Below are 24,340 nucleotides of genomic sequence, written 5' to 3'. Positions count from 1 at the left end.
TCCTGTTTGTTTGACGCAACAAGACTATTTAGACTCCTAAAAGCGCCAATGCGGCATTTTCTCCAGATTCCATTGCTCCTTCCATCCCAGTATGCAAATAGCTCAGATGCTCACCAGCAAAGGATAGTCGACCTGCTGCGGCGCCCATAACCTCTGACCACTGACTAATTTGTCCTGGTGCCCAATGCATGTAAGCGCCACCCGCGAGACTATTTTGCGATGTCCAATTGGGCACGGCCAGAAGGGAAATGTCATCTGGCTTGATCGCCCGCATGGATGACAACGAAGTTTTCAACAAAGCCTCTTGGTCACCACGGGGTAGACTCGCCATATAGGTCGCTCCTGTTCCGTTGATCCAAGCTCGACCATATCCCGTCAATTCGCCGCTCTTATCGCGTCCCATAAATATACGTTCTAGCGGTCCGTCTATCCACATATCAGCGGGCAGACCATCAACATCCCAAAACGGCGTATGAACTTTGAAGTGGAGTTGTAAAATTTGTGTATAGGGTAAGTTTGAAACCGCCTCGCGTTGCGGTACCGACAGGGGCGCAGAGACTTTGATGTGACGCAGCGCCCCAAAGGGTAGCGCGCAAATGCAGTGTTGAGCGCGTAAGTGTCGTCCTGTTGTATCGGTCACAGTCACGTCATTCTCGCTAACGCTAATCTCTACTATTTCAGTATCAAGGCGTACAGCCCCCGATAATGATAGTGCCATGGCTTCGGGTAACCTCTGCGCGCCGCCGTCCACAGACAGAGACGGCCCCATATCCCGCGATTGCGAATAAAGCTGTAGGGAACGATATAAATTCATCACAGAATAGCTATCTACACTATTACCGTTAAGCGTACGATCAATGACGTTTAGCGCGCGTTGGTCCAGCCCGTTGCTGCTTAAAAACGTCTCAAGACTGACATCAAAGCTGGAGAAATCAGGGTCTCGCCAATCCACAGCTGTCTTCAACGGGTTGTTTCGTCCCGCCAAGGCGAACATAGGCGTTGATGCGCCAGCCCCTTTAAAGGGCGCCGAGAAAGGATGATCAGGCGTCGCTGCCCAATCATCGGGACTGTAGACCTTATCTGCGTAAAAATGTGTAACGCCGCGTCGTGTGGGGCTATCCTTTGTCATGCCGACATTCAACTCTGCCGCCGTATCTAAAATGCGCGCGTAGCTCGCTCCAACTTGCTCTCCACCCGCCTCAGTATATGTACCGCCTTCGTGGCTCAGCGTAGACATGCGTCCGCCAATGCGGTTTGCTGCCTCAACGACCATGACACTCCTACCCTCGGCTTCGAGCAGTCGCGCAGCATGCAAGCCCGATAGACCCGCCCCTAAAATCAGCACATCGGTATCAAACCTCGGCTTTGTCGCTTTACACCCCGCAAATGCGGCTATCGACATGGCACCTGTGCCCGCCAAAACCGCGCGCCGGTTCAGTGATTTTTTGATCAGCTTTGTCATAGCGCAAGCTCCCTACGGCCATTATACTGGCAGAACAGTATAAAAGTATATCAAGGGGTCGGATTATGAATGAGATAACGCAAAGTGGCGATAATAATGACCACGGTCATGTTGATGCGCGGTCCGAATGGGCGAATGGTTGGCCCATCGTTTTATCTGCTCTTGTTGGTATTGCACTCTGTCTGAGCCCTTTACCCTATTGGGCCTTGATTATCATCGGCCCTGAGCTTGCCAAAGAGTTTGGCTGGTCGCGCGAGATGATTACAGCGGGCTTTTTATATATGACAGCGGGCGTCTTAGTCGGCGCGCCTGTCGCTGGGCAACTTGTGGATAGGCTTGGCGCTCGGAAAGTTCTCCTGCCCGCCATCATAGCACTGGCCATTGGCACAATGAGCTTCTCATTGATGACACCTAATCCAGTGGTGTTTTATACAATCTTTTTCTTTACCGCATTCCTAGGGGCTGGGACCCTTCCTATCACGTGGTCCAAGGCTATTGTGAATAATTTTGACCATCACAGAGGTCTGGCGTTAGGCATTGCGCTGACGGGTACAGGGTTATACGGTTTTTTAGCGCCGACTTATATACAAGCCTTTATCAATAATTTTGGGTGGCGATGGGCTTATGTCGCCGTTGGTATCTTGCCGTTACTATTCTCTCTGCCTCTTGCCTTTCGGTTGTTTCGCGATGAAAAAGAAGAGCGTGCACTAAAAGCGGCCGCGCAGACAACGCCGTGGAACAAAATCTTCATTTATGGCTCGGTCCTATCCGTCATCTTATTTGGGTCCATGACACTTACGCTAACAACTCAAGGTCCCGTATGGGTCATATGGTTGATGCTTGCGTTTTTAGTCGCCTATCTTGTCTATGTTTACATGGGGGCATCAGATGACGCTAAAGGCGCTAATGAATTACCTGGGTTGACACTGCGCGAGACGTTCAAAGACTACCGTTTCTGGATTATCTTATTCTCATTCATGTTGTTAGGCGCCGTTATATCGGGGATTATTGCCAACTCTAAATTTATCTTACTTGATAAAGGCTACACAGATTCAGCTGCGACTGGCTTTTTTACCGGCGCAGGCTTGATTGGACTATCAGTTTTGTTTGGCCGATTGTTAGGTGGCTGGTTGGTCGATCACTTCTGGGCGCCATTGATTGGCTGTATATTCCTAAGCGTGCCTGCGATTGGTTGTTACATATTGATGGGTGACCATAGTGTTTGGGTCAACGCAATCGCGCTTGTTTTAGTTGGTGTTGCAGCGGGCGTTGAGTTTGACCTCATGGCCTATTTTGCATCCCGTTATTTTGGCATGAAAGCTTATGGGCGGATATACGGGATTGTTTACGCTGCCTTTGGCCTAGGCTCTGGTACATCGCCCATCATCTTTAACCTGATACGGGGTACAGATCCTAATTACTCAACCGTGCTATCCTATGCAGCTGTTGGATTTATTATCGGTGGTGTATCGCTGTTATTCCTCGGTAAATACCGCGATTTTGGGGACGGCAATACAGGGCATTAACCCGCCCTTCTCCCACAGGTATTTTAAAAGATATCTTTACGCACGACTGACACGTCAGAAACGCTAACAACCCCGATATGGTCTCCTAGAAGGCTACCAAGTACTTCGATAGCTTTTATCAGTTTCTCCTCGTCCATAATGGACAGGATAACGACCATATCGCGACTACTGGAAATATCCATACCACGCCGCCAACGTGAATGACCGCCGTAGCCTGCCATCGCTGGAACGACTGTATAGCCCGTGACACCAACGTCTGTCAGGACACGCTCTGCACGTTTTTGCGCAGGCGTTTCAATAATTAACTCAAGTCGTTTTTTTGGATGCATGTCCATGGTAGTTACCCCGCAATCATTTGTGCGATGAAGATATAAAGCGGGATACCCACCGTTAGGTTAAACGGAAATGTCACGCCCAGCGATAGTGTTAAATATATCGACGGTTGAGCTTTTGGAAGGGCTAAGCGCATGGCGGCAGGCACGGCGATATATGATGCAGAAGCCCCTAGCACCATCATAATGGTCAAATCCCCAACGTTCAGTCCCATGCCGTAGCCGCATACGATACCCGTAAAAACTGCCGCCAGAACGGGCATGTAAATACCAAATGAAAGGCTACCGAAGTCAAGCTCCCGCCACCCCTGACGCAACCCACGTCCAGCGGATAATCCCATATCCAATAAAAACAAGCATAACACACCTTGGAACGGTGTCACAAAAAACGGCTCTACAGTCTTCATGCCGTCTTCACCAACAATCAGACCAATAAGAAGCGCCCCGACAAGAACAACAACAGAAGCATTAAGCAGAACTTCGCGCGCGACCTCGCCTCTCTCTGAGCCAACAACCTTACCCTCTTTTTTAAAGCCGCGCTGGGCTAGGTAAAGAGCGGAAATAATCGCGGGTGTTTCCATAATTGCAGCAACCGCCACAAGATACCCCGCGCTCGTATAACCACTAAAAATAACGGCCTGGGTCGCGGCGACAAAGGTAACAATGGAAATTGAGCCGTAATGCCCTGCGGTTGCCGCCGCATCAACGCGGCTAAGCTTTGAGAATTTCCGTAAACAGAGATAGGCAAAAAATGGCAAAGCAAAAGATAACGCCGTCGCAAATATGAAAACGCCAATCATCTCTGATGTCACAGGCGTTTTTGACATTGCCACGCCGCCCTTTAGGCCAATGGCCATCATCAAGTAAATCGCCAGACCTTTGGCGAAATCTTGTGGAACTGACATTTGCGAGCGCATTAAAGCCGCAAATAGCCCCAAGACAAAGAATAAAACTATCGGCGACAGCAACGTCGATAATGCGAGTTCCAATCCCATAGTCTTATCCTTTATTGGGCAGCACTATCACCGTCAGAATTATATCTTTGGTTTACTAAACAGTGCGAGATCGTCTGGTTCACCAATAATAGCAACTTCATCCCCTAATTCCAACTTGGCATCGGGTGTTGCAATAATAATCTGGTTATCCCGTTCAATCATCGCAATCAAACAACTATTGGGCATGTCAATCTCTGCAATCGTTTTGCCAACTTGTTCGGCCAGTAACGGCATACCGACGATGGGGCCGTGCAGGAAGTGATCATCACGCATCAATATTTCATTGAGCTCGCGTTCTGTTTTAGCCGCCAACCAACGCTGGTCAAACATATCACTTTGAATAACTTCGGCTAAGTGACCAACAAGGCGCAAATCAAGACCTGCGGGTTTAATCGGTGCCAGCAAGAACATAAGCGTGTGTGAATGAGACATTTCGTCAATATCAACGCGCGTGCGCGGGCCGAAGCGGAAGACAAATAATTCCGGCTCGTCAACGAGTTCACTCGCGCTATAGGCAATGTTAACGCTCGGGCTCAACGGGTGAAAAAAGCTTCGTGGGTCTAAGAATGCGCCTTTGATGACCTCAGGATCAATTCCAAACTTTTCTTGGCTTTTTTCGCACATGATGGCAATCAGTTGGTCTTTGTCAAATTGACCATAGCGAAAATCCATGACGACTGAGCGCGCAACCAAAGCTTCATAAGACAGGTTCTCTGCCTGTGTGCGGTCATGGATGATAGTCATCAATTCGCGCTCAAGTCCCTCATAACGTTGTTGACCCAAGCGTTCATGGACATGGAAAATTGCGCCGCGACGCTCGACGCGATGAGACGCATAGAACTGATACCACAGTACACAGGCGATTGTGACCATACCGGTAAAGGCGATGGCTAAAATACCCATTTCGATGATAAGCCAAAATGAAACCAGCAACCCAATAATCTGCAACCATGGGTAGAATGGAGCTTTGAAGCCTGGTTTATAAGTCGAAATGCGCGACTCACGCATAACAATCACGGCAATACAGACCAGCCCAAATAATAATAGCTGAAAAGCAGACGCAAGCTTTGCAACTGACGCGACATCAAATAGCAACAGCACAGCGATCATCGCGAGAACCGTAAAGATAATCGCTGTCGTCGGGGTACCGAAGCGACCAATTTTTGATAAGCTGGCGGGGACAAGTTTGTCCTTTGCCATTGCATAAGGGTAACGAGACGCCGACATGATCCCCGCATTGCCAGTCGACGCAAAAGCCGCAATAGCAGCCACGACAATTAAGATAACACCGAAATCAAACGGCACCCATCCCAAGAACTGTCGTCCTGCATCAGCAATTGGCGTTAAGCTCTCATACAAGGCTTGGGGCTCTAATAATTTAATAAGAATTAGCGTCCCTAAAGTATAAATTACGGTTGCTGTAATGAGGGATAAGGTCATCCCCAATGGGATATTTCGATCCGGATTTTGGACCTCTTCCGCGACAGATGCCACTTTGGTAAGGCCCGCATAAGAAACAAAGACAAGACCAATAGTCGAAACAAAACCAACAAGTCCCGATTTGAAAAAAGAGCCGTATTCCGCGTCCGTCTTAAATACATTTACAAAACCTGTTTCACGAAAACCCAAAATGACGAACGCAATCAAGATTACCACTAATGTGGTCACCAATATGCGTTGCAACATCGTCGTTTCTTTGGCTCCAAATATATTGATAAGCCCAAAAGCTATCGTCAAAATAATCGCCGTCACAACGAAAGGCATGTCCAGATATAGGCCAAGATAAGCCCCCATACCCACAAGGGCAAAGGCGCTTTTAAATACAACAGCAATCCATGACCCAAGACCACCAATCGTCCCCATTAAAGGGCCCATCGAGCGGTCGAGGAAATAATAGGTGCCGCCAGCTTTCGGCATAGCGGTTGACAGCTCGGCCATGCAATACATAGCGGGTAAAATCAGAAAACCGGCCAACAGATATGCCAACCAAACTGAATTCCCCGTATAAGATGCTGCGATGCCAGGAAGAAGAAACAGTCCAGAACTGAACATCGCGCCAGTGGACATAGCGTAGACATCGAAAAGTGTAAGGTTCTTCTTTAACTTTCCTTCGGTCTTATTTTCCGCTGCGTTGGCATTATTATCTAGGCCATGCTCACTGCCTGACGACGCCGTTGCATCGACACCAACTTTACTATTCGTCATGGTCCCCTCCAAATGGTGGACAGGCCAGCGATTTAAATACGCTGGCCCGATTGAGCCTATTACGGCTTAGCGCTCGCAGGAGTTTGAGCCACTGTTTCGCTATTACCTGAGAAGAAGCGAAGCATAACAAATCCGAGCACGCCAGAGGCTATAGATCCCATCAATACGCCGAGTCGCACGGCATTCAACGTCTCATCACCATCAAAGGCTAATGTTCCTATGAACAAGCTCATTGTGAAACCGATACCGGTCAAACAGGCGATACCGTACATTTGACGCCAATTGGCACCAGAAGGTAGTTTTGCCCATCCTAACTTGACCGCAATTACACAGAAGCCAAATACGCCGAGTTGCTTACCAATAAACAGACCTAGCGCAATACCCAGTGGAATTGGGGCCATCACATCGTCAATGCTGATACCAGACAAAGAGACACCTGCGTTGGCAAATGCGAACAGCGGTAGGATAAGAAAAGCAACCCAAATATGCAGGCCATGCTCTGCACGGTGCAACGGAGAGCTTGCCAACGGGTCTTTGGCGCGAAGTGGTATAGCCAATGCGGTTACAACACCCGCAAGTGTAGCGTGGACACCAGATTTAAGCACACAGGCCCATACAAAAAGACCAATCAAAGCGTAGGGTGTAATACGCATTACCCCCATACGGTTTAGAATGATTAAGCCAATTGTGCCAACACCCGCCCATCCCAAAGCAACAATCGACAGATTTGCAGTGTAGAACAAAGCAATGATTATAATCGCCGCCAAGTCATCGATGATGGCAACAGCCAATAGCAAGATTTTAAGCGAAACTGGGGCACGCGAACCGACCAAAGCCAACACGCCAAGCGCAAAGGCAATATCAGTCGCAGCAGGAATCGCCCACCCCTGCACCCCAATCGGGTCACCGATGTTGAAATATACATAAATCAACGCTGGGACTAGGATGCCGCCAATAGCGGCAAATAAAGGCAGAGCGGCTTTGTCAAAAGATGACAATTCACCCTCCATTACCTCTCTTTTTATTTCCAGTCCCACGAGGAAGAAGAAGATGGCCATTAGGCCGTCATTGATCCAAAGAAGCAAAGGCTTGGCAATCTCAAAGGCGCCAAATTGAACCTCAACAGGGGTCGATAAGAAGCTAGAGTAGAAACCGCTAAGAGGCGAATTATTCGCAATAAGAGCAAAGATAGCAACGGCCATAAGGACGAAGCCTGCGGACGTTTCTAGTTTTAAAAAGTCCTGAATTTTATTTACAATACGTGGCATGAAAGTTATCCAAAAAAAGTGGGCACCCGCCATTTCTCCTTAAGGGGGAGGACGGAAATAGCGGGGCCCGAGGGAAGGAAGTGATTATAAAACCTTAGCGGCGGGCCGCCATAGTCTCTTTAAGTCGAATTAGCTTGAGTGCATCAGGATGAGGCCCTGTCGCGCGGCAGTCAGGTGTCGACAAAGCCGCAATAGCCTTATCAAATACCGTATCAACACGGGAAGCACATTCAATATACTCTGATGTCATTGCGTCAAAATCCCGAACGGCAGCGTCATAATCTTTGCTCTTTAAAGACGCCTCAATACGATTTAAACTATCTTCGAAACCACTCATGCGCTTGTACCAATTAGCACAATAAGGGTTAGCAAAGTGAGCTCAGCTTTCATTTTTCCTGTGAATTCTGTAATAGCTTTCATGGGTTTTCCTTCCAGTTAGAAATTATGCGCCGCTGCTTATACGCAGTCTGGCGAGCTGTATTTGATCTAATACCAAGTCGTCTTGATATCTGATACCTGTGCAATGCCGTAACGGCCACGACGCCGCCGACGAACCGTTTCAGCAAAATTATCTTGCGTCGTCGCTTTGGATTGCGGGGCAATCGGAACCAACTTTGGCTGTTGATTATGATAATAAATTTCCAGACAACGCTCGATAGAGGCACTAAAACGAGACATTATTCCAGTTGATCCAGAACGATTGGACCATAATTTAGTTTGATTTACGCGAAACATTGCAAACTCCTTTAATATCGCAGTCGCGGTGTAGCCATTTGCTTTACATAAATAAAATATAAATATACTATGGGAGCCATAGCTTTAAACTATACCCAACTTAAGGGCACAAAGGCGAACCATCCGCATGAAGCCAACACTTCGACAACTAGAATACATCGTTGCAATCGCGGAAACGGGAAGCTTTTCCGAAGCTGCTAAACGCACATTTGTCAGCCAACCCAGCTTATCGACCCAGATTAAAGATATGGAAGTCGAACTCGGCGCACCGCTTCTCGAGCGTAGCAGCCTCGGCGCTATTCTAACCCCTATCGGCGAAGTCGTTGTCGCGCGTGCCCGTATAATTCTTCGGGATGTTGAAACGTTAAAGCATCTAACCCGCGAATCTGAAAATAGCCTTGCTGGACAAGTTCGCTTGGGCGTACTGCCGTCAATCGGGCCGTATCTTTTACCACAAGCGGTCCGCAAACTTCACCGCCAATATCCTAATCTGCGGATTTCTGTGCGTGAAGAACGCACGATAGACCTCTATAATCACCTACGCGACGGGCGCTTTGACGTTATTATCTCTACATCTGAAGACAGTAGCGACACACACAGCATGCCTTTGGTGCAAGAAAAGCTCTATATTTGCGTGGCACCTGATGATGCTTTGGCAACATCGCGTAACCCCGTCAGTATTTCAGACCTAGCAAAACGCGAGCTGCTCTCGCTCGGCTATGGTCACAAACTCACACAAACTGTGCAAAACCTTGCCGACTTATCGGGCGCCGTGATGAGTTCTGACTATGAAGGCACAAGCCTTGATGCCATCCGGCAAATGGCCTCCATGGGGGGGCGCATCGCTATTTTGCCTAGCCTCTATGCTATTTCCGAAGCTAAAAAAGACCCTGACCTTTTCGTGCGACCCATTGATCACCCTATGGCGAACCGTAAAATTGGTTTAATATGGCGACAGTCATCTCCGCTGGAACTTAAGTTCACCAAAATTGGTCAAACCCTTTCAGAGACAGCACAAGAGATTATGGCTGCATCGGTCTAGCCCAACATGGCGGAATACCCCCACATCTTAATCGCTGGCGCAGGTATTGGCGGCCTTACAGCGGCAACGGCTTTGGCGCAAAAAGGGTCCGTCGTTGACGTGTTCGAACAAGCCACACAACTGGCTGAAGTCGGCGCGGGTTTACAACAAAGCGCCAATGCCATGCATGCTCATCGCGCTTTGGGCATAGACGCCGAAGTTATAAAGCGCGGGTTTTCGCCCCACAATGTTGTGCTGCGCGATTTTAAAGCGGGCCGCCCCCTTCTAAGGGTGCCGCTTGGCGATGCCCATGAAACACGCTACGGCGCACCCTATGTTCATATTCACCGTGCAGATTTACACGACATTTTGCGGAATGCCGCGACCAAAGCTGGCGTGACAATACATTTGGGCCATAGCGTGACGGGCTTTGACCAAGACGCTCAGAAAGTAACATTACATTGCGGAGATAAACATTACACGGGTGACGCTCTGATCGGGGCCGATGGAGTGCGCTCCACCATTGCTAAACAGATAAACCCTCGGGCAGTCGAGCCAAGGTTTACAGGTCAAATCGCATGGCGCGGTATAGTTTCAACAGCAACTATACCCAAAGACACATTGCCGCCTGACGCAACCGCATGGCTTGGCCCGGGGCGGCACTGTGTGGCTTATTACCTCCGCGGCGGTGAATTGATTAATTTTGTTGCGGTCGAAGAACGGGACGCTTGGATAGATGAAGGCTGGAGCCAGAAAGGCGATGTTAAGGCCTTAAGGCAAGCTTTTGCAGGATGGGATCCGCGTCTCACGACACTCCTCAATGCTTGCCAAGAAACATTTCTCTGGGGCCTGTTCGACCATGCCGCATCAAATACGACTTCATGGGGGAAAGGTCGCGTGAGCTTACTTGGCGATGCCTGCCACCCGATGCTGCCCTTTATGGCGCAGGGCGCGGCAATGGCGATTGAGGACGGCTATGTCCTTGCCAGCGAGATTATGCGCGACGGCCCCAATATAGACTCTGCGCTTAGGCGTTATGAAATTATGCGTCATCCCCGCACAGCGCGGATACAAAAGCGATCCTTAGATAATGCCGCGATGTTCCACCACGGCCCGGGTGCAGCCAAGTTCCTTCGAGATGCTAAGTTAAAAATTGCGCAACACCTACCTGCCGCACAGCACAGCCAATTTGATTGGATTTATGGTTATGACGCAACCGAACCTTTCGCCTTGAAATAGTCATGCGTGCCGTGATGCAACACGTCATCGCCCGTAACAACCTCATGCGCGTCAATATCGCTTTGACCGCGTAGACAGTCGTAAAGCGCTTCAAAGTTCTGGTAGCAGCTATCAAGTAAGCTCTGGAAATCGTCGATTACAAAATAGCTCTGCTGGAAATCATCGATGATATATTTGGTGCGCATGACGCGCTCAAGATCGAGGGCAATACGATTAGGTGACGGATCATCAAGTGAGAAGACAGATTCTTTTGGTGATGACAATATTCCCGCCCCAAAAATCCGTAATCCATCTGGACTTTTTATAAGACCAAATTCAACCGTGTACCAATAAAGCCGCGCAAGATTATGCAATTGCCCCTGCCCTTTGGCTTTCAGACCGCCCTGACCATAGGCCTGCATAAATGCACTAAATGTTGGGTCAGCGAGCAGCGGAACATGTCCAAAAATATCGTGAAAGATGTCGGGCTCTTCCAAATAATCAAATTCAGATTCCGGCCGAATAAAGGCCCCCGCCGGAAAGCGCTTATTAGCCAAGTGATCAAAGAACACATCGTCAGGCACAAGGTCTGCCACAGGAACAACCCGCCATCCCGTTAGCAGCTCTAGCTTATCCGAGAGCTCCGCCATATCCGGTACCCCGCTCGCCGATAGCTCCAATCGCGCCATAGCATCAAGGAAAACTGAACAGGCGCGCTGAGGTAGAATTTCGCGTTGACGACGAAATAAACGGTCCCAACGGTCATGTTCAGCTGCGCTATAGCTCTCCCATTGCTGATCAATCGTGTAATCAGCATTCTTTGGCGCATCGGCATAACGATTTTTAGAGGCCATATAATGATACCTTATAGCTTATATTTCCGTGGTAACATCACACAAATTTTGCCAAATTATTGTGCAAATATTGCCGTTAGTCACCATATTTAGGCTATAGATTGCCCCAATTACGGGGCTTTAAGAAAATAACATCTAATCCTCATCTTTAAACGTGAATAGCGATACGCCGCGTGCGCGCGGGTCGAAACTCAGCGTTTTATTCAACGGTGCATGCGCCCGTTGACGACAATTTTGCCGTTCGCAGAGATAACAATTTGTGCCGATGGGCGTCGGCGCAGATGTATCAATGCCGCGGCCTTGAGCATAAATAAGGCGCGGCGCGTAAGCAATGTCACATCCCAAGCCTATAGCAAATTTTTGCGACGGCGCGTTAAAGGTCCCGTTGCTACGGCTGACCATACGCGCGATAGAAAAATAGGTTGTCTCGTCTGGCATTTGAATGACTTGGGTTAACGTCTGTCCGGGCGTGCTGAAACACTCATGAATATTCCAAAGGGGGCACGCCCCACCAAATTTGGAAAAATGAAACCGTCCCGCGCTGAACCGCTTTGATACATTACCCGCAACATCAATACGAATGAAGAAGAACGGCACACCGCGCGCATCAGGGCGCTGCAATGTCGTTAGCCTATGCGCCGTTTGCTCAAAACTTGTCCCAAACCGGTGAGCCAGTAAATCAATATCGTATTTACACTGCTCGGCTTCCTTAAAGAACCGCCCATATGGCATAAGCACAGCAGCGGCAAAGTAGTTAGCCAGATTTGTACGGCATAGCCCCTCCGCCTCTCGCCCTGGTAGGTTCGCTGATGCCGTAATCGCGTCAATTAACTCACGATGTTCCAGCATTCCGATTTGAAAGGCCAGCTGAAAGCGCCGCCCCGATTGCGGGAGCAATTCAGACAGGTTTATACGTTTTGAATGACGGTCAAAATAGCGCAGCATTTGCGGCATGATATCAATCGGCACAATCCGCACCGACAGGCCGTGCTTATCGCGCAAGCGATCAGTCAGGGCCGAGACAACAAAGGCTTTGTTAAACCCAATTTCACCAGCCAGTTTTTCAGCGGCGCGGTTAAGCGCGTCAAAATGATTGCGGTTTGCATGAATGAAACGCCGCACGCTCTCAACCGCTTCACCAGTTTGTTCGAGTAATTCGACCTTATCCCTATCGGCGCCAACCTCGGATGCGCGCAGGGCTTGGTCGCGGTGATTACTATATAGCTTTAACAAGGCTCGCGCAGCATTAGGGCTGCTGCTGACAATATCCTCGGCCTCTGATTTGGAAATACTTGCTCCTTTAAACAAGGGATCACGCATGGCCTCATAGACTTCGGCGACAAGATGCGCGTCACCCGCCCCCGTAAAACCCGCAAGGTCAAAGTCGTAAATCTCGGCCATTTTCAGCAAGACCTTGGCCGATAGAGCCCGCTGATTACGCTCCATCAAGTTCAGATAGCTGGTCGATATACCCAAATCACTCGCCATGCGGGCCTGAGTGATGCCCATAGAGGTACGGAACCGCCGCAACCTAGGGCCAACTAATAATTTTTCGTCTGACTTTGCCATAGCTTTGTTTACAACTTTTACAAAATAATCACAATTAATTTTACAAATAAAACAAGAATACCTAGTAGTTTCAATTACTTATAGACTCACAGCTTCATTTGTAAATACAGTGTGCTTGTAACTTAATACACAAGCACAGGATATTGTCATGACAATCGAAGCCGCCAATACACAATCCCCCATCCCTCGCCACCGGGTTTTGGCCAAGGTGGTCGGCAAAACAGGCCCGCGTTTTGACGAAGTTCTTACGCCCGATGCGCTGTTGTTTCTTGCTGATCTTGAACGCCGCTTTGGCCCGCAGCGCCGCATACTACTAGAGAACCGCCGTTTGCAACAAGAACGCTTTGATGACGGGGAAATGCCGACACAACCTGTAGAGACCGCGCATATCCGCAATTCCGTATGGGAAGTCGACCCTTGCCCCCCAGCCCTACAAGATCGCCGCGTAGAAATCACAGGACCCGTTGACCGCAAAATGATGATCAACGCCCTTAATTCTGGCGCGAAGATGTTCATGGCCGATTTTGAGGACGCGAGCAGCCCGACTTTTGCGAATATGATGAACGGTCAGATTAACATGCGCGATTACGCTCGCGGTGATTTGAATTTGACGGATGAAGCGCGCGGCAAGAGCTACGCCGTGAATGAAGACTCCGCCACAATGCTCGTGCGTCCACGTGGCTGGCACTTAGAGGAAAACAATATCACCGTTGACGGGAAGCCCATGTCCGCCAGCCTCGTCGATTTTGGCCTGCATATTTTCCACAATGGTAAAATCTTGGCCGATAGCGCGCGCGGGCCGTTCTACTACCTGCCAAAGATTGAAAGCTACCAAGAGGCCCGCCTCTGGAATGATGTCTTTAATTTCGTGCAAGCGATCTTAGATATCCCTAATGGTACGATCAAGGCGACAGTCCTCATTGAGACCCTGCCCGCCGCCTTTCAAATGGAAGAAATCCTCTATGTTATGCGCCGCCATATTACGGGGCTTAACTGTGGGCGCTGGGATTACATCTTCAGCTATATCAAGACCCTGCGCAATCATAAGCAGTTCACTCTGCCTGACCGCGGTCAAGTCGGCATGGACCGAGGATTTCTCGCTGCCTATGCGTCGCGCTTAATCGCTATTTGCCATAAACGCCGTGCCCACGCGATGGGCGGGATGGCGGCCCAAATCCCTGTGAAAGGTGATGATGCCGCCAATGACAGCGCCTTTGCCAAACTACGCGCCGATAAAACGCGCGAAGTCAAACTCGGCCATGACGGTACATGGGTGGCCCATCCCGGCATGGTGGCTGACGCAATGTCGGTCTTTGATACCCATATGCCCAGCAAGCACCAAATACACGCCAAGCGACAACAGCCCCGTATATCAGACGAGGCCATGTTAACGCCCCATACAGGTACGATTACGGAGGCGGGTGTACGCACGAATATCGAAGTCGGTATCCGCTATATTAGTGCATGGCTTTGCGGTCGCGGCGCTGTGCCCATCCATAACCTTATGGAGGACGCTGCCACGGCTGAGATTAGCCGCGCGCAAATATGGCAATGGCTTGCTCACGGCGCGTCGGTCACTATGGACGGCGGCTTTGAAGAGACACTCTCAGAGCGACTTTATAAGCGTCTGTTTGGCGAGGAAGTCGCAAAACTACAGGCTGAGCTTGGCGAAGAGGCATTCAAGACAGCGCGTTTCCCTGAAGCCGCACAAATTTTCAACGACAGTGCAACCGCTCCTGTGTTGCCTGACTTTCTAACCATCCCCGCTTACGCTATTTTGGAGGCATAACAATGACTTACACACAAACACTCACAGCTTTACAGACCCGATACCCGAATGGTGCGCCTGCAGGCATTCCATTGGAAGACTTAGCCCAACTTAAAACGCAAAACACTTACGCAACCCATCTCGACATTGCTAAGGCTATGGCCACGGTGATGCGGGCCGATATGGCGCGTTACGATATGAACACTGGTGAGTTCACCCAATCGCTGGGCTGTTGGTCTGGCTTTCATGCACAGCAAATGATGCGCGCGATTAAACGCCAAAAAGGCACGCTGGATAAGGCCTATGTCTATCTTTCTGGTTGGATGGTTGCGGGTTTGCGTAACCGTTTCGGTCATCTGCCCGACCAGTCTATGCACGAAAAAACATCCGTTGTTGACCTGATTCAAGAGATTTATGTGTCATTACGTCAAGCCGACGAAGTTGACCTCAACGATCTCTTCGCAGAGCTTAAGACCACAGAAGACCGCGACGCGACGCTTGCCAAAATTGACAGCTTTGAAAGTTATGTCCGCCCCATTATCGCAGATATCGATGCGGGTTTTGGTAATGTCCACGCGACTTATCTTCTGGCCAAGGAAATGATCAAGGCGGGCGCATGCTGCATCCAGATTGAAAACCAAGTGTCGGATGCAAAACAATGCGGTCACCAAGACGGCAAAGTCACTGTGCCCCGCGAAGATTTCATCGAAAAGCTCCGCGCTGTGCGCATGGCTTTCGAAGAACTCGGCGTAGATGACGGCGTTATTGTGGCCCGTACGGACAGCCTCGGTGCTGGCCTGACACAGAAAATCCCTGTGTCTCGCGAAGCGGGCGATATGGCAGCGGAATATACGAAATGGTTGGAAACCAGCCCCGTGTCAGATTTGAACCAGCTCGCCAATGGCGACATCGCTATCCAGCTGGATGGCGAGCTTCGCAAGCCCGTTCGTCTTCCCAATGGCCTTTATAAGTTCCAAGAGAACACAGGCGAAGAGCGCGTGATTGAAGATTGCATTAGTAGTCTGAATGACGGCGGCGCCGACCTGCTTTGGATTGAAACAGCGACACCCAATGTGGCGCAAATCGCCAACATGGTGCGCCGCATTCGCGAAAAAGCGCCTCATGCCAAGCTGACATATAATAACAGCCCGTCATTTAACTGGACGCTAAACCTGCGTAAGCAAGTGCGCGAAGACTGGATTGCGTCTGGTAAAATCACCGCTGGTGACTATCCTGATAATACCCAGCTTATGTCGGCCGCCTATGACGAAGACGCGCTCGGTGTCGAAGCAGACGCACGTCTGAAAGCGTTCCAAACCGATATTGCCCGCGAAGCCGGCGTGTTCCATAACCTTATTACACTGCCGACATTCCACGGCACGGCCAAGGTTATGAATGACCTGTCAGAAGGCTATTACGGCGAAGATAAAATGCTGGCCTATGTTAAAAATATCCAGCGCGAAGAAATTCGTCAAAATGTCTCTGCGGTGAAGCACCAGCATGAAGTCGGATCGAACCTCGGTGATACATTTAAGGAAATGACGGGTGGTGACCGCGCGCTTAAGGCCGGTGGTGCGCATAACACCATGAACCAATTTGAAAATGCTGCCTAGGCGGAAATTTTCGGGGAACCAATTTGAAAATGCTGCTTAAACAGATTTTCGGGGAGCCAATTTGAAAATGCTGCTCAATCAGTTGTTTTCGCCCTCAATACTAAACCGTCGCTTCGGCGACGGTTTTTTGCTGCTCAATGACCTAGCCTGTTCATTTCATTCCCCCTTGATACAGATTGTCCCAACGATATAGTCATGACAAGAGTGTGAGTCTGATTACACGGGGACACCATGGTCAAGCGTAGAGATATTATCACCGCCGCAGCAGCCGTCGCAACAGGGGCGGGCGTTTTGGGTGTGGTTGGGTCCAAAGGTAAACCCAATAGCCAGTCGAACGCCAAACGATCATATCTATCCGCGCCTAACCTCTCCCAAAACCGCCGTGAGTTTCGCATGGCGACAAGTTGGCCAAAAGATTTTCCGGGTCTCGGGCAGATGGCCAATTATTTCGCCAAAGCTCTGCGCGATCTCAGTGACGGACGGCTCGATGTGAAAGTCTTCGCGGCGGGCGAGCTTGTTGGTGCATTAGAATGCTTTGACGCCACCTCTACCGGTGCCGCCGATATGTATCACTCGGCCGAATATTACTGGCAAGGCAAATCCAAGGGGTTCTCATTTTTTACAACCGTGCCCAACGGTATGACGGCAACTGAAATCATGGGCTGGATTGATCACGGCGGCGGTCAACAGTTATGGGATAAACTATCTGAAAACTTCAACATCAAACCGTTCCAAGCGGGCAATACAGGTCACCAAATGGGCGGCTGGTATAAGCGCGAAATGAATACGCTAGAGGATTTCCAAGGCCTTAAAATGCGTATCCCTGGAATTGGCGGCGAAGTCATTCGCCGTTTGGGCGGCTCTCCTGTGCAACTGGCGGGCGGGGAGATTTATCAATCCCTACAATCTGGTGCCATTGACGCCACAGAGTGGGTTGGGCCGTGGAATGATATAGCCCTCGGATTTTACCGCGAAGCCCCGTTTTATTATGGTCCAGGGTTTCATGAACCGGGTGCGTCATTGGCGATTGGAACAAATCTGGATGTCTGGAACGCACTGCCCGCTTCTGATCAAGCCATGATTAAATATGCTTGTGCCTATGCTAATCACTGGAGTCTTGGAGAATATAGTTACCGCAATGGTCTCGCGCTAGAGACGCTAAAGACAGACTACGGCGTGACACCGCGCGTGTTTAGTGACGACATCACAAAGACCGTTTTTCAAATTGCGGAAGATGTTGTGGCGGATATGGGCAGCGAAGATGCCAGCACACGCGCTATATACGAAAGCTACCGAACGGCCCGCAATGCCATGCGCGGCTGGACAGAGATTAGCGACGGAGCCTTCATCAAAGCACGCCAGATTGCAATGGACGGGTAAGTGAGCGCCGCTGTCGATATTGCCGCTAGCGCCTTGAAGGGGATAGGTTGGGCTGCTCTGCCCCTATTATTACTACCGGCCGTCTATATCGTCGTGCCGGGATTGCGCGGGTTAAAGGCTTTCTGCGATGCCATTATAAAACTCATTGATGATGTCTCATATGGTGTCGGCGAGGTCATTAAATGGGCCTTACCGCTACTTGTTCTGTCGGTCGCCTTTGGCGTGTTTGCCCTGTCAATTTTCGGCGTGTCTTGGACAAAGCTATTTGAAAGCGCGACCTATTTTCATGCCAGCGTCATAATGTTGGGCTCTGCCGCTACGCTGCTTGCAGGGCAACATGTTCGCGTCGATGTGTTCCATGACACTATGAGCCAGCACAAGCGCGCTTGGGTCGATTTTATCGGATTTTACGCTCTGCTCGCCCCCGTTTGCCTGATTATTTTATGGGACAGCCAAAGCTTTGTGAACTTTGCTTGGCGTATTTTCGAAGGCTCGAACGAGGCAGACGGCATCAAAGGCGTCTTCCTGCTGAAAACACTCATCCCGATTTTCGCGCTGATGATGACTGCACAAGCCCTAGCGATCGCCTTGCGCGCGGCCATGTGCCTCAATGGTGACACACGCCCAACACGCCCGCCGGGCATTGCCAAACTATTTGCGCCCGATGATGAGCCGCATGAAGGCATATCCCATTCAGAGGCTGGGCTATGAGCCTCCCTGAAATCTTATCACTCCTTATGTTTGGCTGTGCTTGTGCAGGTCTAATGGCGGGCTATAATGTGGCGTTCACCCTCTCTGGGGTCAGCCTGATTTTTGCGGCCATTGGCATTGCGACGGGAACTTTTGATGCTGCGTTTTTAGCCGCACTGCCGGGACGGATATATCCCCTTATCACACGCGAAATCCTTATGGCTGTGCCGTTGTTTGTCTTTATGGGGGTGATGCTAGAAAAGTCACGCATCGCCGAAGACTTGCTAGAAGCGATGGGTGATTTATTTGGCTCGCTTCGTGGGGGGTTGGGTATATCTGTTGTTATGGTCGGCGCGCTTCTTGCCGCCTCTACAGGTATAGTTGGCGCAACCGTTGTGACCATGGGACTGCTATCCCTACCGACGATGCTAAAGCGCAATTATGCGCCGTCTCTGGCCTCTGGCGCGATTGCGGCCTCTGGCACATTAGGGCAAATTATCCCGCCCTCAATTGTTCTCGTAATCCTCGGCGATCAAATGTCTAATGCCTATCAAGAGGCACAGCGCGTGCATGGGTTGGACGGGACAGGCGTCATATCTGTTGGTGATTTATTTGCTGGCGCGCTGCTCCCCGGACTTATCCTCGTCTTTTTATACGCTGTCTATATTGCCGTCACAGCGTTCTTAAAACCAGAAACGGCCCCCGCTGTGCCGTGGCCAGATGATGTCAAAGTCAGTATTTTTATCCGCCGCACACTCAAAGCCATGTTGCCACCAATCCTTCTAATTATCGCCGTCCTAGGCTCTATTTTATCAGGTTACGCCACACCAACACGCGGCGCAGCACTTGGCGCTTTGGGGGCTATTTTGCTCGCTGCTTACCGCCTTACTCCGCAAAGTTGGGCCAGACGCGGCGCCGTAGCAGCCGCCCTGGGAATTGCAGCCTTGGTCGTCATTGATATGTTCGGGATTGACGTGCGCCTTGGCCAAAGCGACTGGACAACAACCGAACGCATAGGCTTGGCCGCGGCCTTGATTATATCCGCCTTGGCCGTGGCGGGCGCATTAGGTGCGTCATTACCGCTTGTGCGGCAGAAGGTTATGGGGGATGTCTCGCGCACCACGATGCACATTACCGCCATGGTCTTCACAATCCTTATCGGCGCGACGCTGTTCAGCCTCGTCTTTCGCGGCTTTGGTGGGGATGAACTTGTCGGGCATTTTCTGTCTATGGCCCCCGGCGGCAAATGGGGCGCTTTGGCGCTGGTGATGATTGTGATGTTTGTGCTGGGCTTCTTCCTAGACTTTATTGAAATTACATTCGTTGTGGTGCCGCTGGTCGCGCCGCCGCTGCTCGGCATGGGGATGGACCCCATATGGCTTGGAGTTTTGATGGCGCTGAATTTACAAACCAGTTTCCTAACCCCGCCCTTTGGGTTTGCGCTATTTTACCTGCGCGGAGTCGCCCCGCCAGAGGTGACAACGCCAGCGATTTACCGCGGGGTGTTACCGTTTATCCTGATACAGTTTGTTGTGATTGCACTTGTTATCGCCGTGCCGCAGATTGCGACGGGGCTGCCAGAGGTGATGATGCGTTAAAACGCGTTCCTAAAAGCCTTCACAAAGCGCTCTAAGTCATTGTTTGAAAGATGATTTATGCCAGCGGCAGCGGAGCGACCGCCGCCTGTTTCAAACTGCAAGGCAAGGTCATCGGCACCTCGGCGGTTAGATAGCGGCGCGCGAATTGAAACCAGATAACCGCCGTCTTGCGCCGTTAAAATGGCGTGGGCACGATTTGGAAAATCTTGCGCGAGTTGATTACCGTAAGTGCCAGAGGCGCGTCGGGAAGCCGCGCTATCAGCCAAGCCCAGAATAAGACCTTTGGGTGTTTCATCAATAACGTCAGAACATTCCACGGTCGCCATGTCAGTGTTAAACCCGGCATCGAGGGCCTCAAACACGTCACGTTTAGCCGATAAGAAATCCATAGGCGTGTCATAAGGCGCGAGCTGACGATACAGCTCTGCTGGGTGAAACAAGAGGTCTGCCTCTGACCCGCCGTAACCATTATAGTTGATTAACATGCCGAGCCGTTCAAGCTCTGCAAGTGGCAGATTGTTCCCTTTATCGCTCACAGTCTTAGCAAGCCGTTTGGCCATTGCGGGGAAATTATCGCCAAAGGCCGCCGTAATCGCCCATTCACGGTAAGAGCCGTTTTGGATTTGATCGATGAGAACCGCTGTACAGACCTCTGGCGCCGTATGAATAACCGCCTCTAAATTGGGATGGTCAGGAATGTCACCTGATTTATGATGATCCGCGTAAAACACGCTCGCACCAGCACTTAAAATACGAGTCAGTGCGTCCATATTAGATAACATAGAGATATCTAAAACAGTAAGATGATCCCCTGCCCGCGCATCAACACGGTCCAGTAATTTGATATCACGTTTACGGCCTGTAACCAAAACAGCGTCGCGCGGCTCTGCGCGGCGCAGCATCACCAAGGATATAATCCCGTCAGCATCACCATTAAAAACATCAAAACATCGCATTAGGCCGTGCCGTCCAAAAAGCCTTTAACAGAAAGATAAGCAACTATCATTTCCGCCGCATCGTCAGGCGACATTTTGACCGTGTCAATGACAATCTCGGGACTTTCAGGCGCTTGATATTCACTATCAATACCCGTGAAATTCTTAATCTCGCCGGCACGGGCCTTGGCGTAAAGACCTTTTACGTCGCGCTTTTCGGCGACCTCCAAGGGGGTGTTTACGAACACTTCGACAAATTCACCATCCTCAACCAGGCTGCGGGCGAGCTGTCGCTCAGCACGGTAAGGCGAGATAAAGGAGGCAATCGTAATCAAGCCCGCATCGACCATCAATTTGGCGACTTCACCAATGCGGCGAATGTTCTCTACCCGGTCTTCTTTCGTAAAGCCCAAATCACGATTAAGTCCGTGACGGACATTGTCACCGTCTAGCGTGTAAGTATGACGCCCCAAATCTAGCAAGCGTTTCTCGACCATATTGGCAATCGTTGACTTGCCAGATCCCGACAAGCCCGTGAACCATAGCACAGCTGGCTTTTGGTTCTTCTGGGCCGCGCGGACGGTCTTGTTAACATCCAAGTCCTGCCACACCACATTAGAGGCCCGGCGCAGCGCGTAATCAAGCATGCCAACGCCAACGGTCTCGTTGGTTTGCTTGTCGATAACGATAAAGTTCCCTGTTTTACGGTTGTCATTATAGGCATCAAATCCAATGGGCGCAGACAAGCCAATATTAGCAATGCCGATTTCATTGAGTTCTAGCGTTTTAGCTGAAACTTCGGAAAAATCATTAATATCGACCTTGTGCTTCAGCGTCGTGATACTGCCTGGCACAGTCTTATTGGTCGTTTTTATCAGGTACTGGCGCCCTGGAAATAAGGCGCTTTCGCTCATCCATAAAAGATGCGCTTGGAACTGATCCGCTTGCGGCGCGGGATTGTCGACTTTGCAAATGATGTCACCCCGCGAAATGTCAATTTCATCAGTCAGCGTAATCGTCACGGCTTGATCTTCGCGTGCTGTCTTTAGATTACCGTTATAGGTCACAATTTCTTTGACCTTAGACCGCTTACCTGACGGCGTAACAATGATGTGGTCGCCAACGGAAATTTCACCAGACGCGACCGTGCCAGAAAAGCCGCGAAAGTCTAGGTTCGGGCGGTTCACCCATTGCACAGGCAAACGGAACGGCGCGTCTTGTGTGGCCGAGGCGACGTCAACATCTTCAAGATATTCCAAAAGTGTCGGGCCTTTGTACCAGTCAGACTGCGTCCCGCGAACGGTAACATTGTCGCCGTCCAGCGCAGACATGGGCACACAAGTAATATCGGTAAAACCTAAGTCTTTGGCGAAATTACGGAAATCAACTTCAATATTGTTGAAAACACTTTGATCAAAACCGTTTAGGTCCATTTTGTTAATCGCAACCACGACATGCTTCACACCCAAGAGCGACACAATATAGGCATGACGGCGGGTTTGTTCCTGCACCCCGTAACGCGCGTCAATCAGCAGAACAGCCACGTCAGCGGTGGAGGCACCTGTAGCCATATTACGGGTATATTGCACATGGCCAGGCGTATCGGCGACAATGAACTTACGCTTGTCCGTGCTGAAGAAACGGTACGCCACATCAATTGTGATGCCTTGTTCGCGTTCCGCTGCAAGACCGTCAACAAGAAGCGCTAAGTCGATTTTATCACCTTGCGTACCAGACTTCTTACTGTCTTTTTCAATCGTTGCGAGCTGATCTTCATAGATTAGCTTTGAGTCATAAAGCAAACGGCCGATAAGGGTCGACTTGCCGTCATCGACAGAACCGCATGTAATGAAGCGAAGAAAAGATTTGTTTTCTTGGGCCGTCAAATATCCAAGGATATCTTTGGCAATCAAATCATCATGATGAGCCATTAGAAGTACCCCTCTTCTTTTTTCTGCTCCATCGATGCGCCTGCATCATTATCAATGACGCGCCCTTGGCGCTCTGATGTGGTGGTTAGCAGCATTTCTTGAATAACGTCGGGCAGCGTCACGGCCTCAGATTCGACGGCACCGGTAAGCGGGTAGCAGCCCAAGGTCCGAAAGCGCACCATTTTTTCCTCGACAACATCGCCAGGCTCTATCGGCATGCGGTCATCATCAACCATGATGAGAACACCGTCTTTTTCGACAACAGGACGTTTTTTTGAGAGATAAAGATCAGGAATTTGAATATTCTCTTTGTATATATACTGCCAGATATCGAGTTCCGTCCAATTGGACAGCGGGAATACGCGCATGCTCTCGCCCTTTTTGACGCGTGTGTTGTAAATATTCCAAAGCTCTGGCCGTTGGTTTTTTGCATCCCAACGGTGATTTTCAGAGCGGAAACTAAAAATCCGCTCTTTCGCGCGGGATTTTTCTTCGTCCCGGCGCGCCCCACCAAAAGCCGCATCAAATTTATGGGCGTCCAAGGCTTGCTTTAAGCCTTGGGTTTTCATGATGTCAGTATGGACAGCTGAACCGTGGGTAAAGGGACCCACACCGTCTTTGACACCTTGCTGATTGATATGAACGATTAAATCCATGCCCACTTCTTTGGCGCGGCGATCGCGAAAATCGATCATTTCTTTAAACTTCCACGTCGTGTCCACATGCATCAACGGAAAAGGCGGACGGGACGGGTAGAAAGCTTTCTCTGCCAGATGGAGCATCACAGAACTGTCTTTACCGACAGAATACAACATAACGGGATTTTCGCACATGGCGGCGACTTCGCGCATGATGTGTATAGCTTCAGCCTCCAAGCGGTCCAAATGGGTCAAACCAGGCTTAGAGCCATTAAATTGAGCCTCAAGCGCCGTAAGCTTCGTCAGCGCGACGTCCAATGTCTTGACGGTACATTGTCCGCCGTCTTTCAGGCGCGCCAAGCCCTTACCGTCATTCAGTATCTTGCGTGATATCGTTGAAACGGTCAGCCCGCTTTTGTCAGCCAATGCATCACTGCGCTGCAAAAGTGTTTCGATAATAGTCATATTGGGAACCTTCCCACGATTAGTGGATTTCAACCCCTTAAATACGACTGAATATTTATTTTACAAGCTCAAAAGTGGCACAAAGATAACAATCGCGTGACTTCATCCCACGAATAATGACTAGATTTTGTATATTT

20 protein-coding genes are annotated in these 24,340 nt (G+C 50.1%); 8 read left to right on the top strand and 12 right to left on the bottom strand.

Annotated features, from left to right (window positions below):
• Positions 1-28 precede the first annotated feature (28 nt).
• Positions 29-1,462 carry a flavin monoamine oxidase family protein gene (locus AB6B37_RS06650; RefSeq protein WP_371398108.1) on the bottom strand — a complete coding sequence of 478 codons (1,434 nt, stop codon included), beginning with the start codon at positions 1,460-1,462 and terminating at the stop codon, positions 29-31.
• A 65-nt stretch (positions 1,463-1,527) separates the two neighbouring features.
• Here AB6B37_RS06650 and AB6B37_RS06645 point away from each other — a divergent pair, with 65 nt between their 5' ends.
• Complete coding sequence (locus tag AB6B37_RS06645; RefSeq protein WP_371398107.1) at positions 1,528-2,988, top strand: MFS transporter; 1,461 nt, start codon at positions 1,528-1,530, stop codon at positions 2,986-2,988.
• Between the two features lie 23 nt (positions 2,989-3,011).
• Here the strand turns inward: AB6B37_RS06645 and AB6B37_RS06640 are convergent, their stop codons facing one another.
• The 6 genes from AB6B37_RS06640 to AB6B37_RS06615 all read right to left on the bottom strand — a co-directional run bounded on the left by AB6B37_RS06640 (position 3,012) and on the right by AB6B37_RS06615 (position 8,523).
• A complete protein-coding gene (locus tag AB6B37_RS06640; protein WP_371398106.1) occupies positions 3,012-3,323 on the bottom strand; it encodes a DUF190 domain-containing protein in 312 nt (103 codons plus the stop codon).
• A gap of 5 nt (positions 3,324-3,328) precedes the next feature.
• Positions 3,329-4,315, bottom strand: a complete 987-nt coding sequence (locus AB6B37_RS06635; protein WP_371398105.1) for a sodium-dependent bicarbonate transport family permease — start codon at positions 4,313-4,315, stop codon at positions 3,329-3,331.
• 39 nt (positions 4,316-4,354) lie between these two features.
• Entirely contained in the window at positions 4,355-6,520 is a 2,166-nt protein-coding gene (locus AB6B37_RS06630; RefSeq protein WP_371398104.1) for an amino acid permease, read from the bottom strand.
• Positions 6,521-6,579: 59 nt separating this feature from the next.
• Entirely contained in the window at positions 6,580-7,788 is a 1,209-nt protein-coding gene (gene nhaA, locus AB6B37_RS06625; protein ID WP_371398103.1) for a Na+/H+ antiporter NhaA, read from the bottom strand.
• Positions 7,789-7,882: 94 nt separating this feature from the next.
• The gene (locus tag AB6B37_RS06620; protein WP_371398102.1) at positions 7,883-8,125 is read right to left on the bottom strand and encodes a hypothetical protein; all 243 of its coding nucleotides are present in this window, start codon (positions 8,123-8,125) and stop codon (positions 7,883-7,885) included.
• Between the two features lie 149 nt (positions 8,126-8,274).
• Entirely contained in the window at positions 8,275-8,523 is a 249-nt protein-coding gene (locus AB6B37_RS06615) for a hypothetical protein (RefSeq protein WP_371398101.1), read from the bottom strand.
• 127 nt (positions 8,524-8,650) lie between these two features.
• Between AB6B37_RS06615 and AB6B37_RS06610 the strand changes: the two genes are divergently transcribed.
• Entirely contained in the window at positions 8,651-9,565 is a 915-nt protein-coding gene (locus tag AB6B37_RS06610) for a LysR substrate-binding domain-containing protein (protein ID WP_371398100.1), read from the top strand.
• Positions 9,566-9,571: 6 nt separating this feature from the next.
• The gene (locus AB6B37_RS06605; protein ID WP_371398099.1) at positions 9,572-10,783 is read left to right on the top strand and encodes an FAD-dependent monooxygenase; all 1,212 of its coding nucleotides are present in this window, start codon (positions 9,572-9,574) and stop codon (positions 10,781-10,783) included.
• On the opposite strand, the gene phhA is transcribed toward AB6B37_RS06605, so the two are convergent.
• Together phhA and AB6B37_RS06595 are read right to left on the bottom strand one after the other, a co-directional pair.
• Complete coding sequence (gene phhA, locus AB6B37_RS06600) at positions 10,750-11,616, bottom strand: phenylalanine 4-monooxygenase (RefSeq protein ID WP_371398098.1); 867 nt, start codon at positions 11,614-11,616, stop codon at positions 10,750-10,752. The two genes, AB6B37_RS06605 and phhA, sit on opposite strands and share 34 nt — an antisense overlap.
• Positions 11,617-11,751: 135 nt before the next feature.
• Positions 11,752-13,185, bottom strand: a complete 1,434-nt coding sequence (locus tag AB6B37_RS06595; protein ID WP_371398097.1) for a short-chain fatty acyl-CoA regulator family protein — start codon at positions 13,183-13,185, stop codon at positions 11,752-11,754.
• Between the two features lie 148 nt (positions 13,186-13,333).
• Here AB6B37_RS06595 and aceB point away from each other — a divergent pair, with 148 nt between their 5' ends.
• The 5 genes from aceB to AB6B37_RS06570 all read left to right on the top strand — a co-directional run bounded on the left by aceB (position 13,334) and on the right by AB6B37_RS06570 (position 20,234).
• A complete protein-coding gene (gene aceB, locus AB6B37_RS06590; protein WP_371398096.1) occupies positions 13,334-14,974 on the top strand; it encodes a malate synthase A in 1,641 nt (546 codons plus the stop codon).
• A 2-nt stretch (positions 14,975-14,976) separates the two neighbouring features.
• Positions 14,977-16,566, top strand: coding sequence for an isocitrate lyase (locus AB6B37_RS06585; protein WP_371398095.1), 1,590 nt, complete (start codon positions 14,977-14,979; stop codon positions 16,564-16,566).
• Positions 16,567-16,797: 231 nt separating this feature from the next.
• Positions 16,798-17,946: a TRAP transporter substrate-binding protein gene (locus AB6B37_RS06580; protein WP_371398094.1), complete on the top strand. Its 1,149-nt coding sequence runs from the start codon at positions 16,798-16,800 to the stop codon at positions 17,944-17,946.
• On the top strand, positions 17,947-18,657 hold the full coding sequence (locus AB6B37_RS06575; RefSeq protein WP_371398093.1) for a TRAP transporter small permease subunit: 711 nt from the start codon (positions 17,947-17,949) through the stop codon (positions 18,655-18,657).
• Entirely contained in the window at positions 18,654-20,234 is a 1,581-nt protein-coding gene (locus AB6B37_RS06570; protein ID WP_371398092.1) for a TRAP transporter large permease subunit, read from the top strand. The genes AB6B37_RS06575 and AB6B37_RS06570 overlap by 4 nt, the downstream gene beginning before the upstream one ends.
• Here AB6B37_RS06570 and AB6B37_RS06565 read toward each other — a convergent pair.
• Genes AB6B37_RS06565 through cysD form a run of 3 tightly spaced genes read right to left on the bottom strand, consistent with a single transcriptional unit; the run spans position 20,231 to position 24,203 of the window.
• Positions 20,231-21,190 (bottom strand): DHH family phosphoesterase, encoded by a 960-nt coding sequence (locus AB6B37_RS06565; protein ID WP_371398091.1) that lies wholly within the window; start codon positions 21,188-21,190, stop codon positions 20,231-20,233. The genes AB6B37_RS06570 and AB6B37_RS06565 overlap by 4 nt on opposite strands.
• Positions 21,190-23,100 (bottom strand): sulfate adenylyltransferase subunit CysN, encoded by a 1,911-nt coding sequence (gene cysN, locus AB6B37_RS06560; RefSeq protein WP_371398090.1) that lies wholly within the window; start codon positions 23,098-23,100, stop codon positions 21,190-21,192. Before cysN ends, AB6B37_RS06565 begins: the two co-directional genes overlap by 1 nt.
• Positions 23,100-24,203, bottom strand: a complete 1,104-nt coding sequence (gene cysD / locus AB6B37_RS06555; RefSeq protein WP_371398089.1) for a sulfate adenylyltransferase subunit CysD — start codon at positions 24,201-24,203, stop codon at positions 23,100-23,102. The genes cysN and cysD overlap by 1 nt, the downstream gene beginning before the upstream one ends.
• Positions 24,204-24,340: the final 137 nt, after the last annotated feature.

The sequence above is a fragment of the Fretibacter rubidus genome (assembly GCF_041429785.1).
Classification (GTDB): domain Bacteria; phylum Pseudomonadota; class Alphaproteobacteria; order Caulobacterales; family Maricaulaceae; genus Fretibacter; species Fretibacter rubidus.
This window is presented reverse-complemented; position numbering and strand designations above follow the sequence as displayed.